The organism is Neobacillus niacini (assembly GCF_046591715.1).
Classification (GTDB): domain Bacteria; phylum Bacillota; class Bacilli; order Bacillales; family Cytobacillaceae; genus Neobacillus; species Neobacillus niacini_L.
Window position 1 is genome coordinate 33,388 of the sequence record NZ_JAWVNQ010000007.1, and the last position, 19,235, is coordinate 52,622.

Here is a 19,235-nt window from a genome sequence, read left to right on the forward strand (position 1 = left end):
GGCAAATTCAATTAATTTGTTACAAGTTGTCCATTTAAAACGTTAATCATTTCCGCTAACATTTCCTCTGTAAATGCTCCCTGGCTAAAGCTCACCATTGCACGGAGCGGCATGTACTTCATCATCGCAGCCATCATTTCTGCTGCCTCTGCATCCGGTTCTTCTTCCATATTGAATAACGGATTATTTTCATTGGCTTTTGCTAAAAGTTCTTTCGCAATCGGAGCCAGCACTGGATCGGAAAGCAGGTCGCCCATTGTGGTATTGCGGTGAACAGGTTTTGAAATGAACACAGTAGATTCAACATGAATAGTGTCTGTTAGTACGATGTCTCTTGAAGACTTCCCAACAAGGATCGCAAAATCTCCACTTTCAACATGCCAATCTTTTAACTCAACGTTATAGTAAGCAAACGAACGCTTATCTAATGTAAACGTGACAGTCTTTTCTTCGCCTGGCTGCAATTCTACTTTTTCAAAGCCCTTAAGCTCTTTATCAGGACGAATCATACTGCTTGCTGCATCCTGTACATATAGCTGAACTGTTTCTTTTCCTGCAACAGCACCAGTATTTTTCACGGTTACCGTAACCAATACAGTCTCAGTATCCTTGATATTCTTTTTACCGACAGTAAGATTGCTATATTCAAAGTTTGTATAACTTAAACCAAAACCGAATGGGAATAGCGGCTGTATGTTTTTCTTGTCATAGTAACGGTACCCGACAAATATGCCTTCTTTATATTCCACTCGATCGCCTTCACCAGGGAAGTTTAAATAGGAAGGATTGTCGCTTAAAACCTTCGGGAAGGTTTCTGCAAGTTTTCCGCTTGGATTTGCCTCACCAAACAATAAATCGGCAATCGCACCGCCAAGTGCTTGTCCACCTAAATAACCCTCCAGGATTGCTTTTACTTTACCAATCCACGGCATTTCAATCGGAGCACCATTACTTAAAACGACCACGATATTGCTTTGTACTTCTGCAATCGCATGAATAAGCTGAATATGATTCTCTGGCATGCGTAAATGCTCGCGGTCATATCCTTCTGACTCATAGCGGTCAGGCAGACCGACAAATAAAATCACAGAGTCTGCTGAAGCAGCCACTTCTTTTGCTTCCTTAATCAAGGCTTCATCTGTCTCATCACTTGCAAGGTTGTATCCTTGCGCATATAAAACAGTTGTATTTTCACCTGAAACAGTATCAATTTCTTCTAAAATATTTTCAAGTTTCGTAGGATTAATATGAGAGCTTCCGCCGCCTTGGTAGCGAGGGTTTTGCGCGAATCCGCCAATAACAGCTACTTTCCCTTCTTTTTTCAATGGAAGAATAGCATCTTCATTTTTTAATAGAACCATGCTTTCTCTTGCTACTTCTCTAGCAAGCTGATGGTGAGCATCCTTGCTATAGCTGGCATTCTCTTTTTTATTGTCAACAGCTTTAAAGATGATGTTGAGAAGGCGTTCAACGGCAGTGTCTAATTTTTCCTCAGATAACTGACCGTTTTTGACAGCTTCAACAATCCTCTTATCACCAATCCCATTGCTTGAAGGCATTTCCAGCTCTAACCCGTTTTCTAAACCAGCTTCACGTTCATTCACTGCGCCCCAGTCGGAAACGACAAATCCTTCAAAGCCCCACTCATCTTTTAAAATTTCATTTAGTAGATAGTTATTTTCAGAGGCATATTCGCCATTTACCTTGTTATACGCGCTCATTACAGTCCATGGCTGCGCTTTCTTAACAGCGCCTTCAAAACTAGCTAAATAGATTTCACGGAGTGTCCGCTCATCGACGATAGCATCCGTTGACATCCGGCGGTGCTCCTGATTATTGGCAGCAAAGTGCTTGAGTGAAGTTCCGACTCCCTGACTTTGAACACCATTAATGTGACTTGCAGCCATTTCTGAAGAAAGGTAAGGATCTTCTGAAAAATATTCAAAGTTTCTTCCGCAAAGCGGCGAACGCTTAATATTGGCACCAGGTCCAAGCAGCACGGCTACATCTTCCGCCTGGCATTCTTCACCTAAAGCCTCCCCTACTTGATGAATCAATTCTTTGTTCCATGTGCTGGCTAAACCTACTGCAGATGGAAAACAAGTAGAAGGAACACTATTATAAATTCCTAAGTGGTCGGCTCCCTGAGCTTGTTTCCTAAGGCCGTGCGGTCCATCCGTTACCATGATGGAAGGAATACCTAACCGTTCAATTCCTTTCGTATTCCAAAAGTCCAATCCAGAACATAAGCTTGCTTTTTCTTCCAGGGTCATTTCAGCGATCAATTTTTTTATATCTCTTACCATGAATATCCTCCTCGTGAAAGTTTTTTAGAAAGCGATTTCTTGTTTTTTATTATAGGGTGTCTTTTTTCAGAATAATGGTACATTTTTTAGAAAAATGGTATTATTTTATGGAATATTTAAAGCTTTGGGAGGAAAATGATGGAGTTTTTGAAAGTAGAAGAGATTGATTATATTTGCAAACTGCTGTTTAACACCTACAAAATACCGATTTCTTTTTTTGATCACAACGGGAATTTGGCTGTGGAACACTCACTTAACGAGCATTCTTTTCACCTTTTCCATTCAAAAATAGATCTATTGATCACCGAAGACAACCATTACACTTTTCCAATATTTAAATCGACTACCACTCTGGAGAACTTTTTTCTTATTCAAATCCCTTCACAAGGAAGTCTCCTGGTCGGACCTGTCCTTTATTCAAAGCTGTCAGAGGCTTCTATTAAGGGCCTCAGTCATGACCTTCATGAAAAGGGTAATAGAGAAGAAATAATTCAGTACTATCAAGCTCTTCCCGTTTTAAGTAATTTAAACTTTATCAATATGAGTATGGTGTTTTACTATATGCTTTTTCAACAGCAGCTAGATTTGGTTGAACTTTTACAGAAAAATAAACAGCTGGAAAGCGAAAAAGTGGAAATAGAGCAGCCTGATGTGGAAATTGCTGAACGACGCCAAAATATTAAGGTGCACCAAGACCCATTGGCAGAGAAGAAGTTTTTCGATTGTATTCGCGAGGGGAAAACAGCTGAGGTCATCAATGCGATGAAGGCCTTTGGAGAAACAGGAGAAGCGGGTGTCTTATCGAAAAAAAGTCATTTACGCAGCCAAAAAAACCTGGCGATTGCCGGTATTACACTGGCCACTCGCGCCGCTTTAGATGGAGGGCTTTACCCTGAAATCGCCTATACACTGAGTGATTTATACATCCAAAACATGGAGGAAATACATGACAGTAAGGGAGTAGATCAACTGCTGGAGAGTGCCTTTTTGGAATTCAGCCAACGGGTGGAGCAAAGCAAACGGGAGCAGTTTTCTGCCCCCATCTATGCCTGTCAAAATTATATCTTCACTCATCTCTATGAGGATATTACGTTGAATCAGCTGGCGGAAATTGCTGCAATGAGCCCTAGTTATCTTTCCGCCCTTTTTAAACAAGAAGTGGGGATCTCAATTAGCGGGTATATCCAACGTGCCAAGATTAACGAAGCAAAAAACTTAATCACCTACACATCACACAGCCTGACAGAAATCAGCAGCCTACTAAACTTCCATGACCAAAGCTACTTCACAAAAATCTTCAAAAAATTTGCCGGAGTAACACCGAAGCAATTTAAGAGCAGGCTGGGTGCGGAATAGGGGCAGGGGGACGGTTCTCTTGGTCTTTTTTGGCAAGTGTTTGTGACCGCGAGAACCGTCCCCATGGTCTTCTTGCCAGTGTTTGTGACCGCGAGAACCGTCCCCATGGTCTTTCCGCGAGAACCGTCCCTATGGTCTTTCTATTAGAGAATCACACTGTAAAAGCTTTCTCCTTCTTCTGTCTGTGGAAGTCCAAAGAATTCACTTAGTGTGGCTCCGACGTCAGCCATTGAGTTTCTTCTGCCAATATGAGCAGCCTTGACTTTGCGGCCTGCGATCATTAACGGTACGTATTCTCTTGTATGATTGGAGTGCCCAATGGTTGGATCGTTCCCATGGTCTGCCATGATGATAAGGATATCCTCTTCTTCCATTTTAGGCAGGAAGTTCGCCAGCCACTTGTCTGTGGTATTTAATAGTTTTGCATACCACTCTGCATCCTCCGCATGTCCAGCTAAATCGGTTTCTTGGACATTGACGAGAAAAGCTGCCTCTCCACTTTCTTTCAAATATGTTTCCTCTAAAACTCCTAAAACTGCCTCTGTATCTACTATTGGATAAGAAGGACCTTCGCCATGCAAGACATCCGCTGTTTTTCCAATTCGATAAACCTTTAATCCATTTTGTGCAGCAATCATCGGGAATTGACCATCAATGTTTACCCCGTAGCCCATATGATAGACCTCATAGCCTTTTCCATATACATTGGCTTTGGGCGCATCCACACCCCACTGTCCAGGGTTTTTCTCATGGACGGTAGACAGGATATGCTCAATCGACGTATATGGTCCACCAAAGGCAATCACTCGGCTCGTATCAACATGCTGCCGAACTATCTTGCCCACTTCCTTTAACTCAAAGAAGGGCATTTTTTTAAAATCCGCAGTTAAATTGATAATGTTTCCGACTGCAGATTCGAGATTATCTCCTATCACGCATGCACCATTTACAAGTAAGACCGGTCGTTCACTCCATGGATATTCCACATGATAACCCGCTTCTCTTAGTGCACCAGCGAGCATACCATGAATATCTTTCATCAATCTTTTGTTCGAACGCTTTGGGCAGCTTCCTGCAATTTCCTGATGTCCCAAATACGTATCTGCTCCGTGATGGGCAAGCCTAGAGGATCCATAGGCATTCAACGGTGCCTCCTGTCTGTCTACAAGAGTACCGAGACCCAGTCCATATAATGTCGGAATATTTAAAAAGCTAACAGTTTCTCGAATATGTTTATACGTATTGGCATGACAGTCTGCTGGGTTAAATTTTTCACAATCATCCATTGCCCCAATCCCGAAGCTGTCCAATACGAGTAGTATTGCTTTTGCCATTCTTACCATTTCCTTTCAAAGTGAACCAATTCCGGCTTGCCGCTTTGGATTCCTTTAACAAGCGCAACATGCGCTCTCGTCACAAACACCTGTGTTCGAAAGGAGAAAACTGCTGTATCACCTGCCGTAATCGAAAAACCCTCTGGCTTTTCAATGGCTCCATAGTAGTCAATCGCTTCTGGTGATGGTTCAATCGCAGGTACATACTGTTCCATTATGGTGTTCTCATCATGACCGACAAGGCAGCCTGTTAGATTCGAACGGCCATAATAGCCTCCGCCAATCACATAATAATGTTCTTCATCTTCATGCGAGACTTCTGTTACATAAGCAATCGCCGGCTTCTCTGCTAGGTCATAATAAGCATGCAGAGGGGTCGTTCCCGTTAGGGCATGTCCTGGTTCACCATGTGTCACACCCTGCTCAGCCAAAAATGGGATCGTTTCGCAGCTCGTAGCACTTGGTCCGTTCACCTGCTTTACTTCTATACCATGATCTTCAAGGACTTTTTTAGCCTGTAATAAGGTTTCAAAATTAGAGGTAGGCACCATTTTGGTTTTGTCTTGTGCAAGCTGAAAATTAGGGAAGGTTGTGACACCCACCACAGAAATCCCCTTGAGGTTCTTTAATTGCTCAATCTCCTCACCTAGTTTGCTTAACAGAAAACCGCCTTCCTGCCCAGAATAAATCAAATCTGTAGGTCGATAAATCTTCAGAATCACATCCTGGACTTTCCCTGCTTTTTCCGCTGCTAACGAAAGCTGCAACGCACGGTCGTAAGAAAACAGTGTGACCACTTCCGGGTTCCAGGACAAAACCTCTGGCCATTGATTTTTCCCTGGCTGGACAAGATGACCGACATTTCCAATTTCAACGCCGCCATCAAAAAGGGTCTTTGCTTCATCAAACTCAACCGCCACCGCTTTTTTAATGCCATGTTCTGCAATAAACTGGCCAATAAAGGGAAGTCTGCCGAGCTGCTTGCTCATAAAATAAAGCTGGAAATCATGCTCACTTGCCTTTCTGGCCAAAGCTTCCACATTCTCTTTTAAAAGATCCAAGTCAATCACATACGTATTCGGGGGTATTACCCCGCCTTGATGCAGCTTCACACCTGCTTGGATCAGTTTTGGATTTCTACGCTTAGTAACATCTAAAAACATCGAAGTTCCCCCTTTCTTTACGAGTTTCTAGTTAGTTGATCATCATTTGTTTTCTTTTGCTAAAGGGATTACTTTTCGTAAAATATCAATAATCGTGTTAGCACCTGATTTCATCGGATTAATCCGCAATCCATATTCTTTTAATTCAGGCTGAGCTTCTAGAAAGCTTCCAGAGACGCGGTAGATCATCGGTATGATTTCATATTTAGATTCCGCTCCAACTGGGTGTGTCGCTGCACCGTGCGTGTCACTTAGTTTTATAACCTCTTGTGCAATGGGATCTTCAAGCTCAACGATTACGTTTTTCGATTGGGCATTGGTAATATATGCTGTACGAATTCCATCGACCGCGCCTTCATTTAATTCCTGACAAAGCTTTTCCACTTGCTCCCCTTGGATCGCGAGAGATACAGGAGCGAAAGTCATCATCCGGAGCATTTCCATTGCCTCATAGCCTTGTACCTGACCGCCGCCAGAGTAGTTATACTGATGAACGCGTTCAATACCTTCCTTTTTCCCTGCAATAACAGCGATCCCCTCAGGCCCAAGCAGCTTAAAGCCAGAGAATGTAGAGTAATCTGCCCCCAGCTCTACACCAATTCCCTTCATTTTCATCGCACAATAGTTATCATCCACGACGACTGGTAAATCAGGTCGTTCCTCTTTAACGGTCTTGATCACGTCTTCGAGATTGTAATGGTCTGTTGGCTGCTGACGGGCATGCTGGACATAAAACACTTTTACATCAGGATGGTTTCGAATCGCCGCACGAACATTGTCCAAATCGTTGTAATCTGCAGCGACCGTTTTAATCCCTAATATCCGAATCGTTTCTTTTGTCGTCGTATAAACAGGAGCGGTATGAATGAACATCTGCTCACCTGCCGACATGAGCATACTTAAAATGTTGCGAATCGCGCCAGTTCCGGCACCTCGGACCAGGGCACAATCTTCTGTTCCAAAGAAATCAGCTAACACTCTTTCAACAAGATATGTCTGTTCCGGCCTCTTATATTTTGGAGCAACCCCAAGGTCCCCCATGGAAAGGAACTGTCTTCCTTCAAAATGGCGGCTCATCATATGAACCAATTTAAATTGTTTTTCCTGTGCTTCTTCTATAGATAAACTAGGCAAAACGGAATACGCATACTTTAATTCCGCCCGATTATATGTTGTCATGTTTTATCGCTCCCTTATGGAAAAGGCTCTAGATGGATTCAATATTAAAAATTGATCAAGCAATTCCTGTGAAATGCCTGCTGCCTTCATTTTTGGAATAAAGTCTTCAAGGACCAGTCCATACCCAGGACCTCCGTGCTTTTTCCAATGCGACTTGCGTGTTAAATCAGCAGACAGTAGAATCTGTTTTTCAAATCCAAGCTTAATAAAATCAAGCAAAAACTCCACTCGCTCTTCATCAGGACGATAGTTCACTTTCCCAATCGTATCGAATGCAATGTACGCACCGGTTTCCAATACTGCCAGTACTTCATTCTTATTGGCATTCAAATCCTGATGTCCAATAATAATTTGGTCGACCGGCAGTCCATATTCCGTTAGGAGCTGAACCTGCTCGTACCCAAGAGTTCCTAGTGTGGTGTGCGTAGTGACAGGAAGACCCGTAGCCTTTCCAGCAATAGCCGCTCCAATCAGCAGTTCTCTTTCAATGGGCTTGATTTCATTATGACTTGTACCTACTTCACCAATCACGCCCGGCAGGATTCCGGTGTCACCGATCCCCTCTGTTGCTTCCTTGATAAAATGCGCAGCAAACTGTTCAGCCTTCCAGCCATGTGCAAATTCAGGGATGAATGGATCCTTATAAAAACCAGTACATGTAACCAAATGAACACCGGTCGCTTCACTTAGTCTCTTTAAACGCAGTACATCTCGGCCCATTCCGTCGTTGGTCACTTCGACCATTGACCTGCCGCCCAGGCGGTAGAAGTCTTCAAGCTCCTCTATCATGCCCTGTTCATCATCTAAAATCGTATCAGGGTCTTTCTTAATTCTTGATAAATCGATCGAGAGATGCTCATGTGCTGAGCAAACTCCAAATTCTTCAGGCGAAATTTTTCCAAGAACGGTTTGTATCATTTTTGTTCCACTCCGTTTCTCTGATGTGAGTTAGTTGCAAAGGCCCTGCTAATGAGGGCCTCTAAACAATTTTTTTCAAAAACTACTGCGGAATGACCATTAATCCAAGCGCAACAAGGATATTGGCGATAATCCCAACAGCAATAGCACCTACAGGACCTACAGCCATGCGGACAATTGGACGGCCGGCAATTTCATTCAGCAGATAGAAACCTGCAATGAAGAAGAAACCAAATCCTGGGGCAATCGTATTAGCAGCATTTGCACCGCCGATTAATAGCGCCACTTCAAGGAGCTTCGTCATGGCACCGCGGATGTTTTCACCAGAATTACGGATACCAGGATATTTATCTAGGAATTTAGCAATTGAGCTTAATAGGAAAACTTCTAACGCGATAATGATCGCTCCAAGTACTAAAGCAACCCATACATTCGGCGCGAAGAAGCCGACAACGAAGATAAGTGTAAATCCTACCGGACTGTATACTCCGGTAACAATAGCGGTACTCGCTACTAGCGGAATAAATCCAAGCGCACGAGCCGCAGCGGCCAAACCAGCTTCAGATCCTTTACCATCTGCCAATAATTGCAGCGAAATTGGATCTCCAGCCATAATCGCAAGATTGGTTGCAGCAGCGATTAATCCGCCGATCACCATAAAAAACACAACATTCTTTCTGATTTTCGCAACCTTATCACTGAAGATGGCTGCTAGGTTAACACCAGCACCCTCTTCTGATTTTTCCTTCATGGCAAATACAACTAAAAAGATCATTCCGGCAATAAGCGCCATACCTTCTTGGTTCAGTACGACAGGAGTACCAGAGAAATTTAAAACTTCCGTGCCATTTAACCAAACAGCCAGCTGACGAACAAGAGCAGCAACAATAAACGTGATAACACCTTTTTTGACACTAAACTGCATCGCTACAGCTAACGCAGGGAATGCCATGAACGTAACAACAACCGGTGCTCCAACGCCTCCCATTGCTTCTAGGAAGTTTAGCGGCAGGTAATCAAACAGCTTAACAAAGCCTTCCAAGCCTACTAACAATCCTGCTCCATAAGCACCGCCAATAAGGGCTGCAAGCGGCGTTCCCCATTTATTCTTTGGAGTCATTAAACCGATAATATCTGTTCCAAGTAAAATACTATGAACAAGGATAATACTAGCGGAAAGGGTAAACGGTATTCCGAAGCCGATTACAAGCCCAAAGCTCATGGCAAAGGCTGTGAAGCCAAGGTCTCTTCGCGTCATCCGTCCTTCTACGTGCTCAGAGACAATGGGGCGAAGCCCGTCATTAAAAACCGCAATACTTCGATTTGCTAACATGGCAGCAATCGCACCAATTAAAATAATAAACGCCATTTCCATGTTTCTATTCCCCCCAACACCTATTTTTTATTTATTTTTCAAGGCATTAATAATCATTGGAACCGCTTGATCCTTATGGTCAGCTGTAAAGCCAAACTCTTTTTTCCCTGCCTTTACAGCGCTTTCAATCTTTTCAGCCGATGGCTGGTGTCCAGGCATTGAAACGGTTTCACAATTTGGCATTCCTAATAGGGCAATCGCCATCGCGAGCGCACCGCCGCCTCCAGTATGGCATGCGCCGACATAATAATCAGCCTGACCTGTTTTCACTGCCATCGCTGCTTCAAGATCGGATTTAACCATCGTCGTAATCGAGCTGTCCAGCCCCTTGATTAATTGCTCAATTTCCTTTTTATCAACCTGTCCTCCAATAACAATCTTCATTATTCATTTCCTCCTTCGTTTACTTGTAATAATGTCGCATAATGAATCAATAAGTAATCTAATTCCTCCTGAGGTAATCTCCCACTCCATAAAGATTGGATATAGTCGATTTCCCTGCCCGCCTGTGGCGCATATGGTGAATTCTTAACTTCTGTTAACATATCTGGATGCGGTGCTTCCACCTTTTCCTCTTTTTCAATTCTTGAGAGCGCCATTGGCAGATGCGTAAACAGCATTTCAGCCTGGTCAATTTCATCCTTTTTCAAAGTGGACTGAAGATGGGTAAATGCGCTTGTCGCAACCTCTGCAGCTTTCTTTGTGATGACAGCGGACGTTAACAGAATGTCCAGTCTCTCGTTTAAATCAGTTAAATTCATTTTTTGTATCCTCCAGTATACTGTATTTAGTATATTGATAGCATTAGAGAAATATCCCACCAGTTTAATAGTGGGGGTACTTCTTTTCCGCTTCCACCAGCTTTTGTATCTCAATAACCATGTGATAATCCAGCATATCCAGCTGCTCTTTAATCCCCTGTCTTTCGGATTCAATCACCAGTGCGGCCATCGATGCTTTTTCTGCAAGTTCCTGTGCCTTTTTCGATTGAAATCCTGAAGAAGCAAGCGATCTTAGTGCCCTTGTTTCATCTGAATTCCACACCGCCGCATCAATACTGCCGTTTTTCAACATGGAGAACAGATGCATATAATTCACTTCGATAAATTCAACATCCAGCCCTTCACATTCCAAGAGGGTGATATTGGCTTGGTCAGGTGATGAATAATCTATTCCCACACGCATACCAGCTGTAATTTGTTTTTGCTTCTGGTCGGAGAAGAAGACTTTATGTGACGTAACATACGTTTCTGGACCAAGTGCCCGAAGAATTTCCAAGTTGTCAGATTCTGTAATGGCTTCTTCAGCTGCCAAAACAGACATAATAGCAAAATCATAACGTCGGGATTTAAGTGCTTCCAGGCGATTTTTTGCTCCTCTCATAAAAGCAAGAGCGGACTTTTTTTGAATCTTCTCGATTCCTTCGACAATCCCTGTTGCTAAACCTTCATATTTCCGCGAGTACGGCAATGGCATAACACCAACAATTGGTCCGATTCCGGCAATTTCATAAAGAAGGTTAAGATCCCGCTTTATTAAAAATGTACCAAGATGACCCCTTGATTCTAGAGAAATCGCATGTAAATCCTCCAACACCTTTAACGCTCCCTGAACCGTTCCTCTTCCTAATGAAAGTTTTTCTGTAAAATCACTAATTCTCGGGATTCTCTCCCCTTCAAGAACCTGGATTAATTCCTTCGCAATAAACTTTGCTGCTAAACCATTTTTCGAATATAAACTTTCCCAAATTCGACTCATGTAAATACCTCTTTATTCTCAATATACAAAATCTCGTATTCTGTACATACTTAGTATAACGCTTACATCATTTTAATTCAACTACTAAAACATTAAAGTGTCCATGGGTGTCCATGGGGACGGTTCTCTTGGTCTTTTTTGCTCGTGTTGGTGACCGCGAGAACCGTCCCCATGGTCTTTTAATATTCCGGCCAATAAGGATTCCGATACTGTGGTTGATAATATGTTGGTGCAATATAACCGGTGGTTTGGTTGTGGTTACCAAAATATGATTCGTTTCTTCGTTTTCTTCTTTCGCAGGATTTCGTTGGACCTATAAATGTAGAGGGCTGAACTGGTTTGATTGCTTCTTTCCATTGGTTTTCATCGAGGCAATAGGTGTGGGCCATAATATCCGAAGGTGTCAACTTTATGAGGTCGGATCCTAGAATGACTTCAGGCGTTGGTGCATTAAAAATCGCTAATAGGTGTGTGTTATCAGCCGTCGCCACTTCATAATGCCACCAGCCGTGAGGGACGTTGGCTACTTGACCGGGTGTAATTGGGTAATTTTGAATTTGCTTGGTATATGGATTCAGGATTGAAACCACTGCGGCTCCAGAAATGCAGTAAACGAGTTCCGCCGCATTCTGATGATAATGTGGTTCAATCACGTTACCCTTACTTAAGAAAATATCGAGTAAAGACACATTTTCAAGTGTATTAAGCTGCTTAATCCCCAAAACATTAATATAGTTTTGATGATCCTTTTTCATTACTGGGCTTGTATTTATATCAAAGGTAAACTGTGCTGTGGATGAAGAATAGTCCAAGTTCGTAACCATATAAATATTTCCTTCCTTCATCTATATATTTTTTCTACAAATTAACTTATGCAGTTGCCGTAGGGACGGTTCTCCTGGTCTTTTTTGGTTAGTGTGTATGTTGGTCTGGTTGTGACCGCGAGAACCGTCCCCATGGTCTTTTGTGACACTGTGTCACTTTTTTGTTGACTTTATGACACGGTGTCATATATAATCTGTAGGTGCTCAATTATGACAGGGTGTCACATTGAATGATAGGAGAATGAATTTATGCCAAAACAAACGTTTTTTCACTTATCGAAGGATAAACAGGATACATTAATTCAGGCTGCGAAACAGGAATTTTCTCGAGCTCCCTTACATGAAGCTTCCGTTGCTAACATCATCAAAAGTGCTGGAATTCCTAGGGGCAGCTTTTATCAATATTTTGAGGATAAAGACGATCTATTTTATTACTTGCTGACTCGACTAGCTGAGAAGAATAATAAACGATTTATTTCCGTCCTAAATGAGAAAAATGGAGATTTATTTGAGACGTTTATTGCTACTTTTCAATTTATGATTGAGGTTCATCGAAACGAGGAACACAAAAACTTTTTCAAAAATGTTTATTTAAATATGAACTATAAGCATGAAAAGACCTTAGCAAGTAATGTTTACGAGGAAAATCAGAAGAACCAGTTTCTTAGTACTCTTAAATTAATCGATACCAGCAATTTGAACATACAGGATGATCAAGAATTGCATCATGTATTAAAAATTCTGATGGGCGTGACCTTCCAAAATATTGTTCAACTTTTCGTGAAGGATTATACCGATGAAGAAGCACTAAGAAATTATCTGACACAAATAGATTTACTTAAGAGAGGATTACAGAAGAAATAACGAAACACAAAGGGGAGAAAACATATATGGATACATCGTTACAAAAAAAACCACCATATTTAATGATTGCGATTTTATTTGTTGGGGCATTTGTCTCTTTTTTAAATAACTCGCTGTTAAATGTGGCTCTGCCTTCAATCATGGTTGATTTAGGCATTAAAGACTATTCAACCGTACAATGGCTGGCTACAGGCTATATGCTCGTCAGCGGAATCTTAATCCCGGCATCAGCCTTTTTGCTGACACGCTTTTCGAATCGCAGTTTATACATCACATCAATGGTACTGTTCACACTAGGTACAGCACTAGCCGCTTTTGCACCAAACTTTGGCCTCTTATTAGCAGGGCGGATGATTCAAGCAGCTGGTTCTTCTGTGATGGGACCATTGTTAATGAATATTATGTTAGTCAGCTTCCCGCGTGAAAAACGCGGTGCAGCAATGGGGATTTTCGGGTTAGTTATGATTACTGCCCCAGCCATCGGACCGACACTTTCCGGTTATATCGTAGAATACTACGACTGGCGCTTACTGTTTGAAATGATTTTACCATTAGCTGTCATTAGTTTATTATTAGCTGTTTGGAAGCTTGAAAATGTAATGGAACAAAACAAAAATGCCACTCTAGATTACCTATCAGTAATATTGTCGTCGATCGGTTTTGGCGGGTTACTTTATGGGGTAAGTTCTGCAAGCTCGGATGGCTGGGACGATACTATCGTTTTAACTACAATCATCGTTGGCGGTATTGCTTTAATCGCCTTTATTGTTCGCCAATTAAAAATGGATGAGCCATTGTTAGACTTACGTGTCTATAAGTATCCGATGTTTGCTCTTGGATCAGTAATTGCTATCGTTAACGCAATCGCCATGTTCTCAGGGATGATTTTAACACCTGCCTATGTACAGAACGTTCGTGGGATTTCACCACTTGATTCAGGTTTAATGATGCTGCCAGGTGCGGTTGTGATGGGGATTATGTCGCCTATCACGGGTAAGTTATTTGATAAATTTGGTCCGCGTGTACTAGCGGTTATCGGGCTTACAATTACTGGCTTATCCACATATATGCTGGCGCATTTACAAATTGATTCTAGCTATACCTATATTGTTATGGTGTACACGCTGCGTATGTTAGGGATGTCCATGGTGATGATGCCAATTATGACAAACGGGTTAAATCAGTTACCAACTGTGTTAAATCCACATGGTACAGCGATTAACAACACGGCTCAGCAAGTGTCTGGTTCCATCGGTACAGCGGTTCTCGTTACAATTATGAACTCTGTTACAAAAACAGAAGCACAAAGCCTGATGACTGGTGTCGATCCAACAACTCTAACCGAAGCATCAACTGCTTTATTAACACAGCAAGCCTTACTAGCCGGAATTCAATACTCCTTCTATGTGACATTAGTGATTAACATCGTCGCTCTAGTATTAGCACTATTCGTCAAACGCGTCGACACAAGCGAAGATGTCGTCAGAAAACTAGAACAGCAGGGACGCGCACAAATCAAGCCTGCAGCGCAGACAAATTAAGAGAAAAAGACCTTGGGGACGGTTCTCATGGTCTTTTTTTGCGTGGACCGATAACAATAAAGATATTCGTGACCGCGAGAACCGTCCCCCTGCCCCCACTCACATTAAGCATGTATTTATTAATAAAGATATGCAAATAAATACTAATATCCTTTTATTTCTATAGGTTACCATGTGGAATGGAACAGATTGCTTGGAATTCAATCATGTGAGGGGGAGTTTTGCCATGCGAATGGAGCATATGATCCTGGTTGCAATGTGGCTGTTTGGCATTATTGGCTTCTTTCTGTTTGTTCCTCGCAAAGATTGGCGCAAGGGGTTCTTGGCATTCTTGATGTTTCAAGCCATCATCTGGCTTTGTGATATGCCTGCTTTTAAATATGATTTATTAAGGGCGCCTTTCCGAGAGCTTCCAAAAGCAGCTGACCTCCCCCTTACCATCGATTATTTTTTTTATCCGGTATTGTTTGCAATATATTATGTCCATAGGAAAATAGGCGCCAGCCTGATAGTCAGATTCACCTACTATTTTGTTTGGGTGACTGCCGCTGCATTATTTGATATTGTTCTTGAACGATATACGGATTTATTAGAGTATGAAATTTTGAAATGGTATGGAATGTGGATCTACATTGGATTTCTCTTTTATGTGAGTCAAGTGTGTTGTAATTGGTTCTTTAAGGATCAATCCATGTTTCAGACGGAGCGGTGGAAAATGAATGAGAATTGAATGGTGGCTGCTATCATCCGTATACATAGTTGCAGCAGGAATCCTTTTTTGCATTCCGAAAGATAGATTTCGATTGGCAGTAGTGGCCTTTTTGTCCCAACAGATGATTACGTTTCTTTTTGGATTACTGGTCGTAGAATTTGGGCTGATAGAGTATCCAACTCGTTTTTTTGCTTCTATCAATCGAACGAGCTTCACCTATGAATTTTTTGCTTTTCCAGTCATTTGTGCCGCCTTTAATGTCTGGTATCCCCAAAATCGAAGCAAATTTATTCAATTCGGGTATTACTTAGGAGTCAGCTCCGCGTTAACAATCGCTGAAGTCATTATTGAAAAATATACCGACACCATCAATTACATCCATTGGGAGTGGTATATTTCACTCATTACCATTGGCCTTGCGTTATTTATCACTCGTTTATTTTGTGTCTGGTTTTTTCGAAAGGGGTAAATTCCAGGAGACCATGGGGGAGACCATGGGGACGGTTCTCCTGGTCTTTTTGTTAAATTGTGACCGCGAGAACCGTCCCCACGGTCATCGTACACATTCTCCGCCATCCCCCCCTAAATCATACTGCTTTAAAGATTTGCCCAGTTTCCATTTCTGAACAAGGGAATTTTTCTGCCATCATGATATTCCGCTTCAATCTCAAGATCTGCAGAACCAATCATAAAGTCAGTGTGACCGCTGCTATGGTTGATGTCTCTTTTCGCATAGTCCTCTTTAGTCGAAACGTTTGTATCCTTAAGTGCCATGGTAATCGCGTTTCCAATCGCCAAGTGGCAGGATGCATTCTCATCAAACAAGGTATTATTAAAGATAATACCGGAGTTCGAAATAGGGGAATCGTGTGGGACAAGAGCCACTTCACCAAGATAGAGCATCCCTTCATCCAAATTAAGAAGCTGTTTCAACGTCTCATAGCCTTTTTCCGCTGAAAAATCAACCACTTTTCCTTCTTTAAATGTGAGTGAGAAGTTCTCGATCAAGTTCCCTAATGCAGATAATGGTTTCTTACTCGTCACGGTTCCATTTACCCCAAACTTATGAGGAGTCGTAAACACTTCCTCTGTTGGAAGATTTGGGATGTAAGTGGTTCCAAAAGTGGATGGATGCCCCCCGCCTACCCATTTGTGATCGGGATGAAGATCGATGCTAAGATCGGTTCCTTTTGACTTGTAATGCAGTGTTTTAAAGTTCTGTTCGTTCAAATAATCAACTTTTTTTGTAAGAGCAGCTGAATGTTCCTGCCACGCTGCGATTGGATCGGGTTGATCGATTCTTACTGTTTTAAAAATTGCTTCCCATAATGCAGCAACCGCTTCGTCTGTTTTCAAATTTGGAAAAATACTTTCGGCCCAAGCCTCAGTAGGGTAGCCAATGATTGCCCAAGGCACATCACCATTGATTCTTTTTTGAGAGATCGATTGCAGTTTGTCACCTGCGTTTTTTTGAACATACATAATTCGTTCAGGCGGGATATTCGCGTATGCATTTGGATCCGTACCTGCAATAAACAACATACAGTCGTTATGATCTGCCAGGCTATTGTACTTATCAATTTCCCATGGTTGAGTGAAATCTTTTAAAACATCCTCCGATGCATGTAAATAATGAATTCGATTAAGTCCGGTATCAACCCAGTCTACAAACACTCGTTTACATCCGAGTTCATATGCATATTTTGTAACTCTCCGTGTGAATTCAGCGGCTTCAATTGGAGAATTGATTAGTAATCTCTGTCCTTTTTGGATGTTAAGACCGATTTTGACCACGAGTTCAGCATATTGATCCAATTTATCTTCAAAGCTTTTCATGGATACTCCTCCTAAAAATAAAATAGACTGATGAGTCTATTATAAGTGACTTCTTTAAATTTTGTATAGTATTTAGGTTTGAAATTTCAAATAATTTAGAATCCACCCAGCTTGATTCGGGCCAGTTCAGAGTATCTTCACCTTATGGCTGGCCATTCTTTTATTTATTGAGCTGGGTTGTAAGGTACTTCATTAGCATCTTTTCTGATTCAATGAGGCTATCTCTATACTGATCCTGATTCCCCGTAAGAGCATAGGCCAGTGATATTCCATCTACTTTGGCCCAAAAAATGGCTGCCACTGAACCTGTAGCAAGATTTGGATTAAATTCGCCATTTGCAATACCTTCATTAATAATCTCTTCTACAAATGCACACACTTCTTTTTCAAAGCGATCAACCATTTTTTGTTTCAGTTTTACATTCCTTGACGCATAAATAATCCATTCAAAATGGACTTTTAAATAATCCTGATATCCCTCTTTTTTAAGGGCCTCTTGGTAATAGGAAAAGATTTCCTTTAATTTCTCTGTTGCTGTATGTAACTGCTGAAATTTCTCCCTAAAAGTGAAAAACATTTTGCTGCTTCTTTCTTCCATTAAGGAAGTATAAAGTTCTTCTTTACTTTTAAAATAGTTATAAACAAGCCCTTTGCTGGTGCCAGAGCGTTCAACAATATCATCCATTGTGGATGATTCAAACCCTTTTTCTGCAAAACATAAAAGAGCACTCTCAATAACCTCTTGCCTTCGCTTCGCTTTATAATCTGCAGATACCTTCGGCACATAAAACACCCCCCATCCTTGGCACTGCCTTTTTACTAAGAATATACCATCCTAGGAAAAAAATGACCATGGGTGACCATGGGGACGGTTCTCTTGGTCTTTTTGGGGTTAATGTGATCGCGGGTGTGACCGCGGGGACGGTTCTCTTGGTCTTTCCGTGTTCATTGTGACCGCGAGAACCGTCCCCATGGTCACCTGGACACAAAAATAAAAGCCGGAACATGGTTCCGGCTTTCCTTCTATTCTAATGCTGCTTTTACTTCATCTACCATGGATTTTGTTGAGGTAATTCCATTACCTGCAATGTACCAGTTTACGGCGTCTAGGTAGATGATTTTTCCATTTTTATAGGCATTTGTTTTCTGTACCAACTCATTTTCAATGGTTTCTTTAGCCCCTACTTCACCGCCAATTGCGGCAGAGCGGTCGATTACAAAGAGAACATCTGGATTTTTTTCTAAGATATACTCGAACGTAACGCTTTGACCGTGCTGTGACACTTCAAGGTTTTCGTCTACTGCTTTGAAACCAAACACATCATGCACAAAACCATAGCGTGACGCTGGGCCAAAGGCACTTATTTTTCCTTCATTCGCCAATAAGATCAACGCTTTGCTGTCAGCTGCGGATGCTTCCTTATTTAGCTCGTCGATACTTGCTGTTAACTCATTCATTTTGGAATCAAGTTCGTCTTCCTTTTCAAAAACCTCAGCTAAGAGTTTAAAATTCTTCTCTAGTGAACCCATATAGTTTGCATAATCTACCTCTACAAATACCGTTGGAGCGATTTCAGCAAATTGGTCATAAAGCTCAGCTTGTCTTCCTGAGATAAAAATAACATCTGGCTGTAATTCATGCAGTGCTTCAAAATCAGGTTCTTTTAAGCTTCCAACATTGGTATATTCTGAACCTGCATATTTCTCTAACGTCTTAGGGACGATTGCTTGGGGAAGCGCCGCGATCTCTACACCCAATGTATCTAACGCATCAAGTACGCCAAAATCAAATACAACTACTTTCTTAGGGTTCTTTTCAAGGGTTACTTCTCCGTATTTATGGGTAATGGTCACTTCTTTTGACTTTTCTTCTGTCTTTTCTCCTTCAGAACCTGTAGATTTGTTCGTTTCCTCTGCGGTGCCACATGCAGCTAATAATAAAATAAATGCAAACATAATAGAAATAAACCGTAGTTTTTTCATCTGTCTTGTCTCCTTTTAATTAAATTTATTCAAGATACTTATGTACAGCCGTTTGTATCGCTCCTTCTAGGTAGTTAAAAATCTAT

At 41.7% G+C, this 19,235-nt stretch carries 18 protein-coding genes; 5 read left to right on the forward strand and 13 right to left on the reverse strand.

The window, feature by feature from the left end; translation table 11 throughout:
• Nucleotides 1–11: 11 nt before the first annotated feature.
• Complete coding sequence (locus SFC47_RS17150; protein WP_411255530.1) at nucleotides 12–2,306, reverse strand: glycoside hydrolase family 3 C-terminal domain-containing protein; 2,295 nt, start codon at nucleotides 2,304–2,306, stop codon at nucleotides 12–14.
• Nucleotides 2,307–2,444: 138 nt separating this feature from the next.
• Between SFC47_RS17150 and SFC47_RS17155 the strand changes: the two genes are divergently transcribed.
• A complete protein-coding gene (locus SFC47_RS17155) occupies nucleotides 2,445–3,662 on the forward strand; it encodes a helix-turn-helix domain-containing protein (RefSeq protein WP_411255677.1) in 1,218 nt (405 codons plus the stop codon).
• 143 nt (nucleotides 3,663–3,805) lie between these two features.
• Here the strand turns inward: SFC47_RS17155 and SFC47_RS17160 are convergent, their stop codons facing one another.
• The 9 genes from SFC47_RS17160 to SFC47_RS17200 form a co-directional block, all read right to left on the reverse strand.
• Nucleotides 3,806–4,996, reverse strand: coding sequence for a phosphopentomutase (locus tag SFC47_RS17160; protein ID WP_411255531.1), 1,191 nt, complete (start codon nucleotides 4,994–4,996; stop codon nucleotides 3,806–3,808).
• Nucleotides 4,997–4,998: 2 nt separating this feature from the next.
• Nucleotides 4,999–6,159 (reverse strand): YhfX family PLP-dependent enzyme, encoded by a 1,161-nt coding sequence (locus SFC47_RS17165; protein WP_411255532.1) that lies wholly within the window; start codon nucleotides 6,157–6,159, stop codon nucleotides 4,999–5,001.
• A 42-nt stretch (nucleotides 6,160–6,201) separates the two neighbouring features.
• On the reverse strand, nucleotides 6,202–7,338 hold the full coding sequence (locus tag SFC47_RS17170) for an aminotransferase class V-fold PLP-dependent enzyme (RefSeq protein WP_411255533.1): 1,137 nt from the start codon (nucleotides 7,336–7,338) through the stop codon (nucleotides 6,202–6,204).
• 3 nt (nucleotides 7,339–7,341) lie between these two features.
• Nucleotides 7,342–8,256 (reverse strand): phosphotriesterase family protein, encoded by a 915-nt coding sequence (locus SFC47_RS17175; RefSeq protein WP_411255534.1) that lies wholly within the window; start codon nucleotides 8,254–8,256, stop codon nucleotides 7,342–7,344.
• Between the two features lie 82 nt (nucleotides 8,257–8,338).
• Entirely contained in the window at nucleotides 8,339–9,631 is a 1,293-nt protein-coding gene (locus tag SFC47_RS17180) for a YhfT family protein (RefSeq protein ID WP_411255535.1), read from the reverse strand.
• 27 nt (nucleotides 9,632–9,658) lie between these two features.
• The gene (locus tag SFC47_RS17185) at nucleotides 9,659–10,015 is read right to left on the reverse strand and encodes a DUF2620 domain-containing protein (protein ID WP_411255536.1); all 357 of its coding nucleotides are present in this window, start codon (nucleotides 10,013–10,015) and stop codon (nucleotides 9,659–9,661) included.
• Nucleotides 10,015–10,392 carry a PRD domain-containing protein gene (locus tag SFC47_RS17190; protein ID WP_411255537.1) on the reverse strand — a complete coding sequence of 126 codons (378 nt, stop codon included), beginning with the start codon at nucleotides 10,390–10,392 and terminating at the stop codon, nucleotides 10,015–10,017. Before SFC47_RS17190 ends, SFC47_RS17185 begins: the two co-directional genes overlap by 1 nt.
• 64 nt (nucleotides 10,393–10,456) lie before the next feature.
• Nucleotides 10,457–11,389: a GntR family transcriptional regulator YhfZ gene (gene yhfZ, locus SFC47_RS17195; protein ID WP_411255538.1), complete on the reverse strand. Its 933-nt coding sequence runs from the start codon at nucleotides 11,387–11,389 to the stop codon at nucleotides 10,457–10,459.
• Nucleotides 11,390–11,568: 179 nt separating this feature from the next.
• On the reverse strand, nucleotides 11,569–12,213 hold the full coding sequence (locus tag SFC47_RS17200; protein ID WP_411255678.1) for a cupin domain-containing protein: 645 nt from the start codon (nucleotides 12,211–12,213) through the stop codon (nucleotides 11,569–11,571).
• Between the two features lie 249 nt (nucleotides 12,214–12,462).
• Between SFC47_RS17200 and SFC47_RS17205 the strand changes: the two genes are divergently transcribed.
• The 4 genes from SFC47_RS17205 to SFC47_RS17220 all read left to right on the forward strand — a co-directional run bounded on the left by SFC47_RS17205 (nucleotide 12,463) and on the right by SFC47_RS17220 (nucleotide 15,799).
• A complete protein-coding gene (locus tag SFC47_RS17205) occupies nucleotides 12,463–13,077 on the forward strand; it encodes a TetR/AcrR family transcriptional regulator (protein WP_411255539.1) in 615 nt (204 codons plus the stop codon).
• 26 nt (nucleotides 13,078–13,103) lie between these two features.
• Nucleotides 13,104–14,618: a DHA2 family efflux MFS transporter permease subunit gene (locus SFC47_RS17210; RefSeq protein ID WP_411255540.1), complete on the forward strand. Its 1,515-nt coding sequence runs from the start codon at nucleotides 13,104–13,106 to the stop codon at nucleotides 14,616–14,618.
• Nucleotides 14,619–14,844: 226 nt separating this feature from the next.
• A complete protein-coding gene (locus SFC47_RS17215) occupies nucleotides 14,845–15,348 on the forward strand; it encodes a CBO0543 family protein (RefSeq protein WP_411255541.1) in 504 nt (167 codons plus the stop codon).
• Complete coding sequence (locus SFC47_RS17220; protein ID WP_411255542.1) at nucleotides 15,338–15,799, forward strand: CBO0543 family protein; 462 nt, start codon at nucleotides 15,338–15,340, stop codon at nucleotides 15,797–15,799. The genes SFC47_RS17215 and SFC47_RS17220 overlap by 11 nt, the downstream gene beginning before the upstream one ends.
• Nucleotides 15,800–15,927: 128 nt before the next feature.
• On the opposite strand, the gene SFC47_RS17225 is transcribed toward SFC47_RS17220, so the two are convergent.
• From SFC47_RS17225 to SFC47_RS17235, 3 genes are all read right to left on the reverse strand, one after another.
• On the reverse strand, nucleotides 15,928–17,166 hold the full coding sequence (locus SFC47_RS17225; protein ID WP_411255543.1) for an aminopeptidase: 1,239 nt from the start codon (nucleotides 17,164–17,166) through the stop codon (nucleotides 15,928–15,930).
• Nucleotides 17,167–17,326: 160 nt separating this feature from the next.
• Entirely contained in the window at nucleotides 17,327–17,950 is a 624-nt protein-coding gene (locus tag SFC47_RS17230) for a TetR/AcrR family transcriptional regulator (RefSeq protein ID WP_411255544.1), read from the reverse strand.
• A gap of 239 nt (nucleotides 17,951–18,189) precedes the next feature.
• Nucleotides 18,190–19,149 carry a siderophore ABC transporter substrate-binding protein gene (locus SFC47_RS17235; protein ID WP_411255545.1) on the reverse strand — a complete coding sequence of 320 codons (960 nt, stop codon included), beginning with the start codon at nucleotides 19,147–19,149 and terminating at the stop codon, nucleotides 18,190–18,192.
• Nucleotides 19,150–19,235: the final 86 nt, after the last annotated feature.

Excerpts from the sequence above, each read along its gene's own strand:
- SFC47_RS17150 (WP_411255530.1), bottom strand. The coding sequence starts at position 2,306 with ATGGTAAGAGATATAAAAAAATTGATCGCTGAAATGACCCTGGAAGAA.
- SFC47_RS17155 (WP_411255677.1), top strand. The coding sequence starts at position 2,445 with ATGGAGTTTTTGAAAGTAGAAGAGATTGATTATATTTGCAAACTGCTG.
- SFC47_RS17160 (WP_411255531.1), bottom strand. The coding sequence starts at position 4,996 with ATGGCAAAAGCAATACTACTCGTATTGGACAGCTTCGGGATTGGGGCA.
- SFC47_RS17165 (WP_411255532.1), bottom strand. The coding sequence starts at position 6,159 with ATGTTTTTAGATGTTACTAAGCGTAGAAATCCAAAACTGATCCAAGCA.
- SFC47_RS17170 (WP_411255533.1), bottom strand. The coding sequence starts at position 7,338 with ATGACAACATATAATCGGGCGGAATTAAAGTATGCGTATTCCGTTTTG.
- SFC47_RS17175 (WP_411255534.1), bottom strand. The coding sequence starts at position 8,256 with ATGATACAAACCGTTCTTGGAAAAATTTCGCCTGAAGAATTTGGAGTT.
- SFC47_RS17180 (WP_411255535.1), bottom strand. The coding sequence starts at position 9,631 with ATGGAAATGGCGTTTATTATTTTAATTGGTGCGATTGCTGCCATGTTA.
- SFC47_RS17185 (WP_411255536.1), bottom strand. The coding sequence starts at position 10,015 with ATGAAGATTGTTATTGGAGGACAGGTTGATAAAAAGGAAATTGAGCAA.
- SFC47_RS17190 (WP_411255537.1), bottom strand. The coding sequence starts at position 10,392 with ATGAATTTAACTGATTTAAACGAGAGACTGGACATTCTGTTAACGTCC.
- yhfZ (WP_411255538.1), bottom strand. The coding sequence starts at position 11,389 with ATGAGTCGAATTTGGGAAAGTTTATATTCGAAAAATGGTTTAGCAGCA.
- SFC47_RS17200 (WP_411255678.1), bottom strand. The coding sequence starts at position 12,213 with ATGGTTACGAACTTGGACTATTCTTCATCCACAGCACAGTTTACCTTT.
- SFC47_RS17205 (WP_411255539.1), top strand. The coding sequence starts at position 12,463 with ATGCCAAAACAAACGTTTTTTCACTTATCGAAGGATAAACAGGATACA.
- SFC47_RS17210 (WP_411255540.1), top strand. The coding sequence starts at position 13,104 with ATGGATACATCGTTACAAAAAAAACCACCATATTTAATGATTGCGATT.
- SFC47_RS17215 (WP_411255541.1), top strand. The coding sequence starts at position 14,845 with ATGCGAATGGAGCATATGATCCTGGTTGCAATGTGGCTGTTTGGCATT.
- SFC47_RS17220 (WP_411255542.1), top strand. The coding sequence starts at position 15,338 with ATGAGAATTGAATGGTGGCTGCTATCATCCGTATACATAGTTGCAGCA.
- SFC47_RS17225 (WP_411255543.1), bottom strand. The coding sequence starts at position 17,166 with ATGAAAAGCTTTGAAGATAAATTGGATCAATATGCTGAACTCGTGGTC.
- SFC47_RS17235 (WP_411255545.1), bottom strand. The coding sequence starts at position 19,149 with ATGAAAAAACTACGGTTTATTTCTATTATGTTTGCATTTATTTTATTA.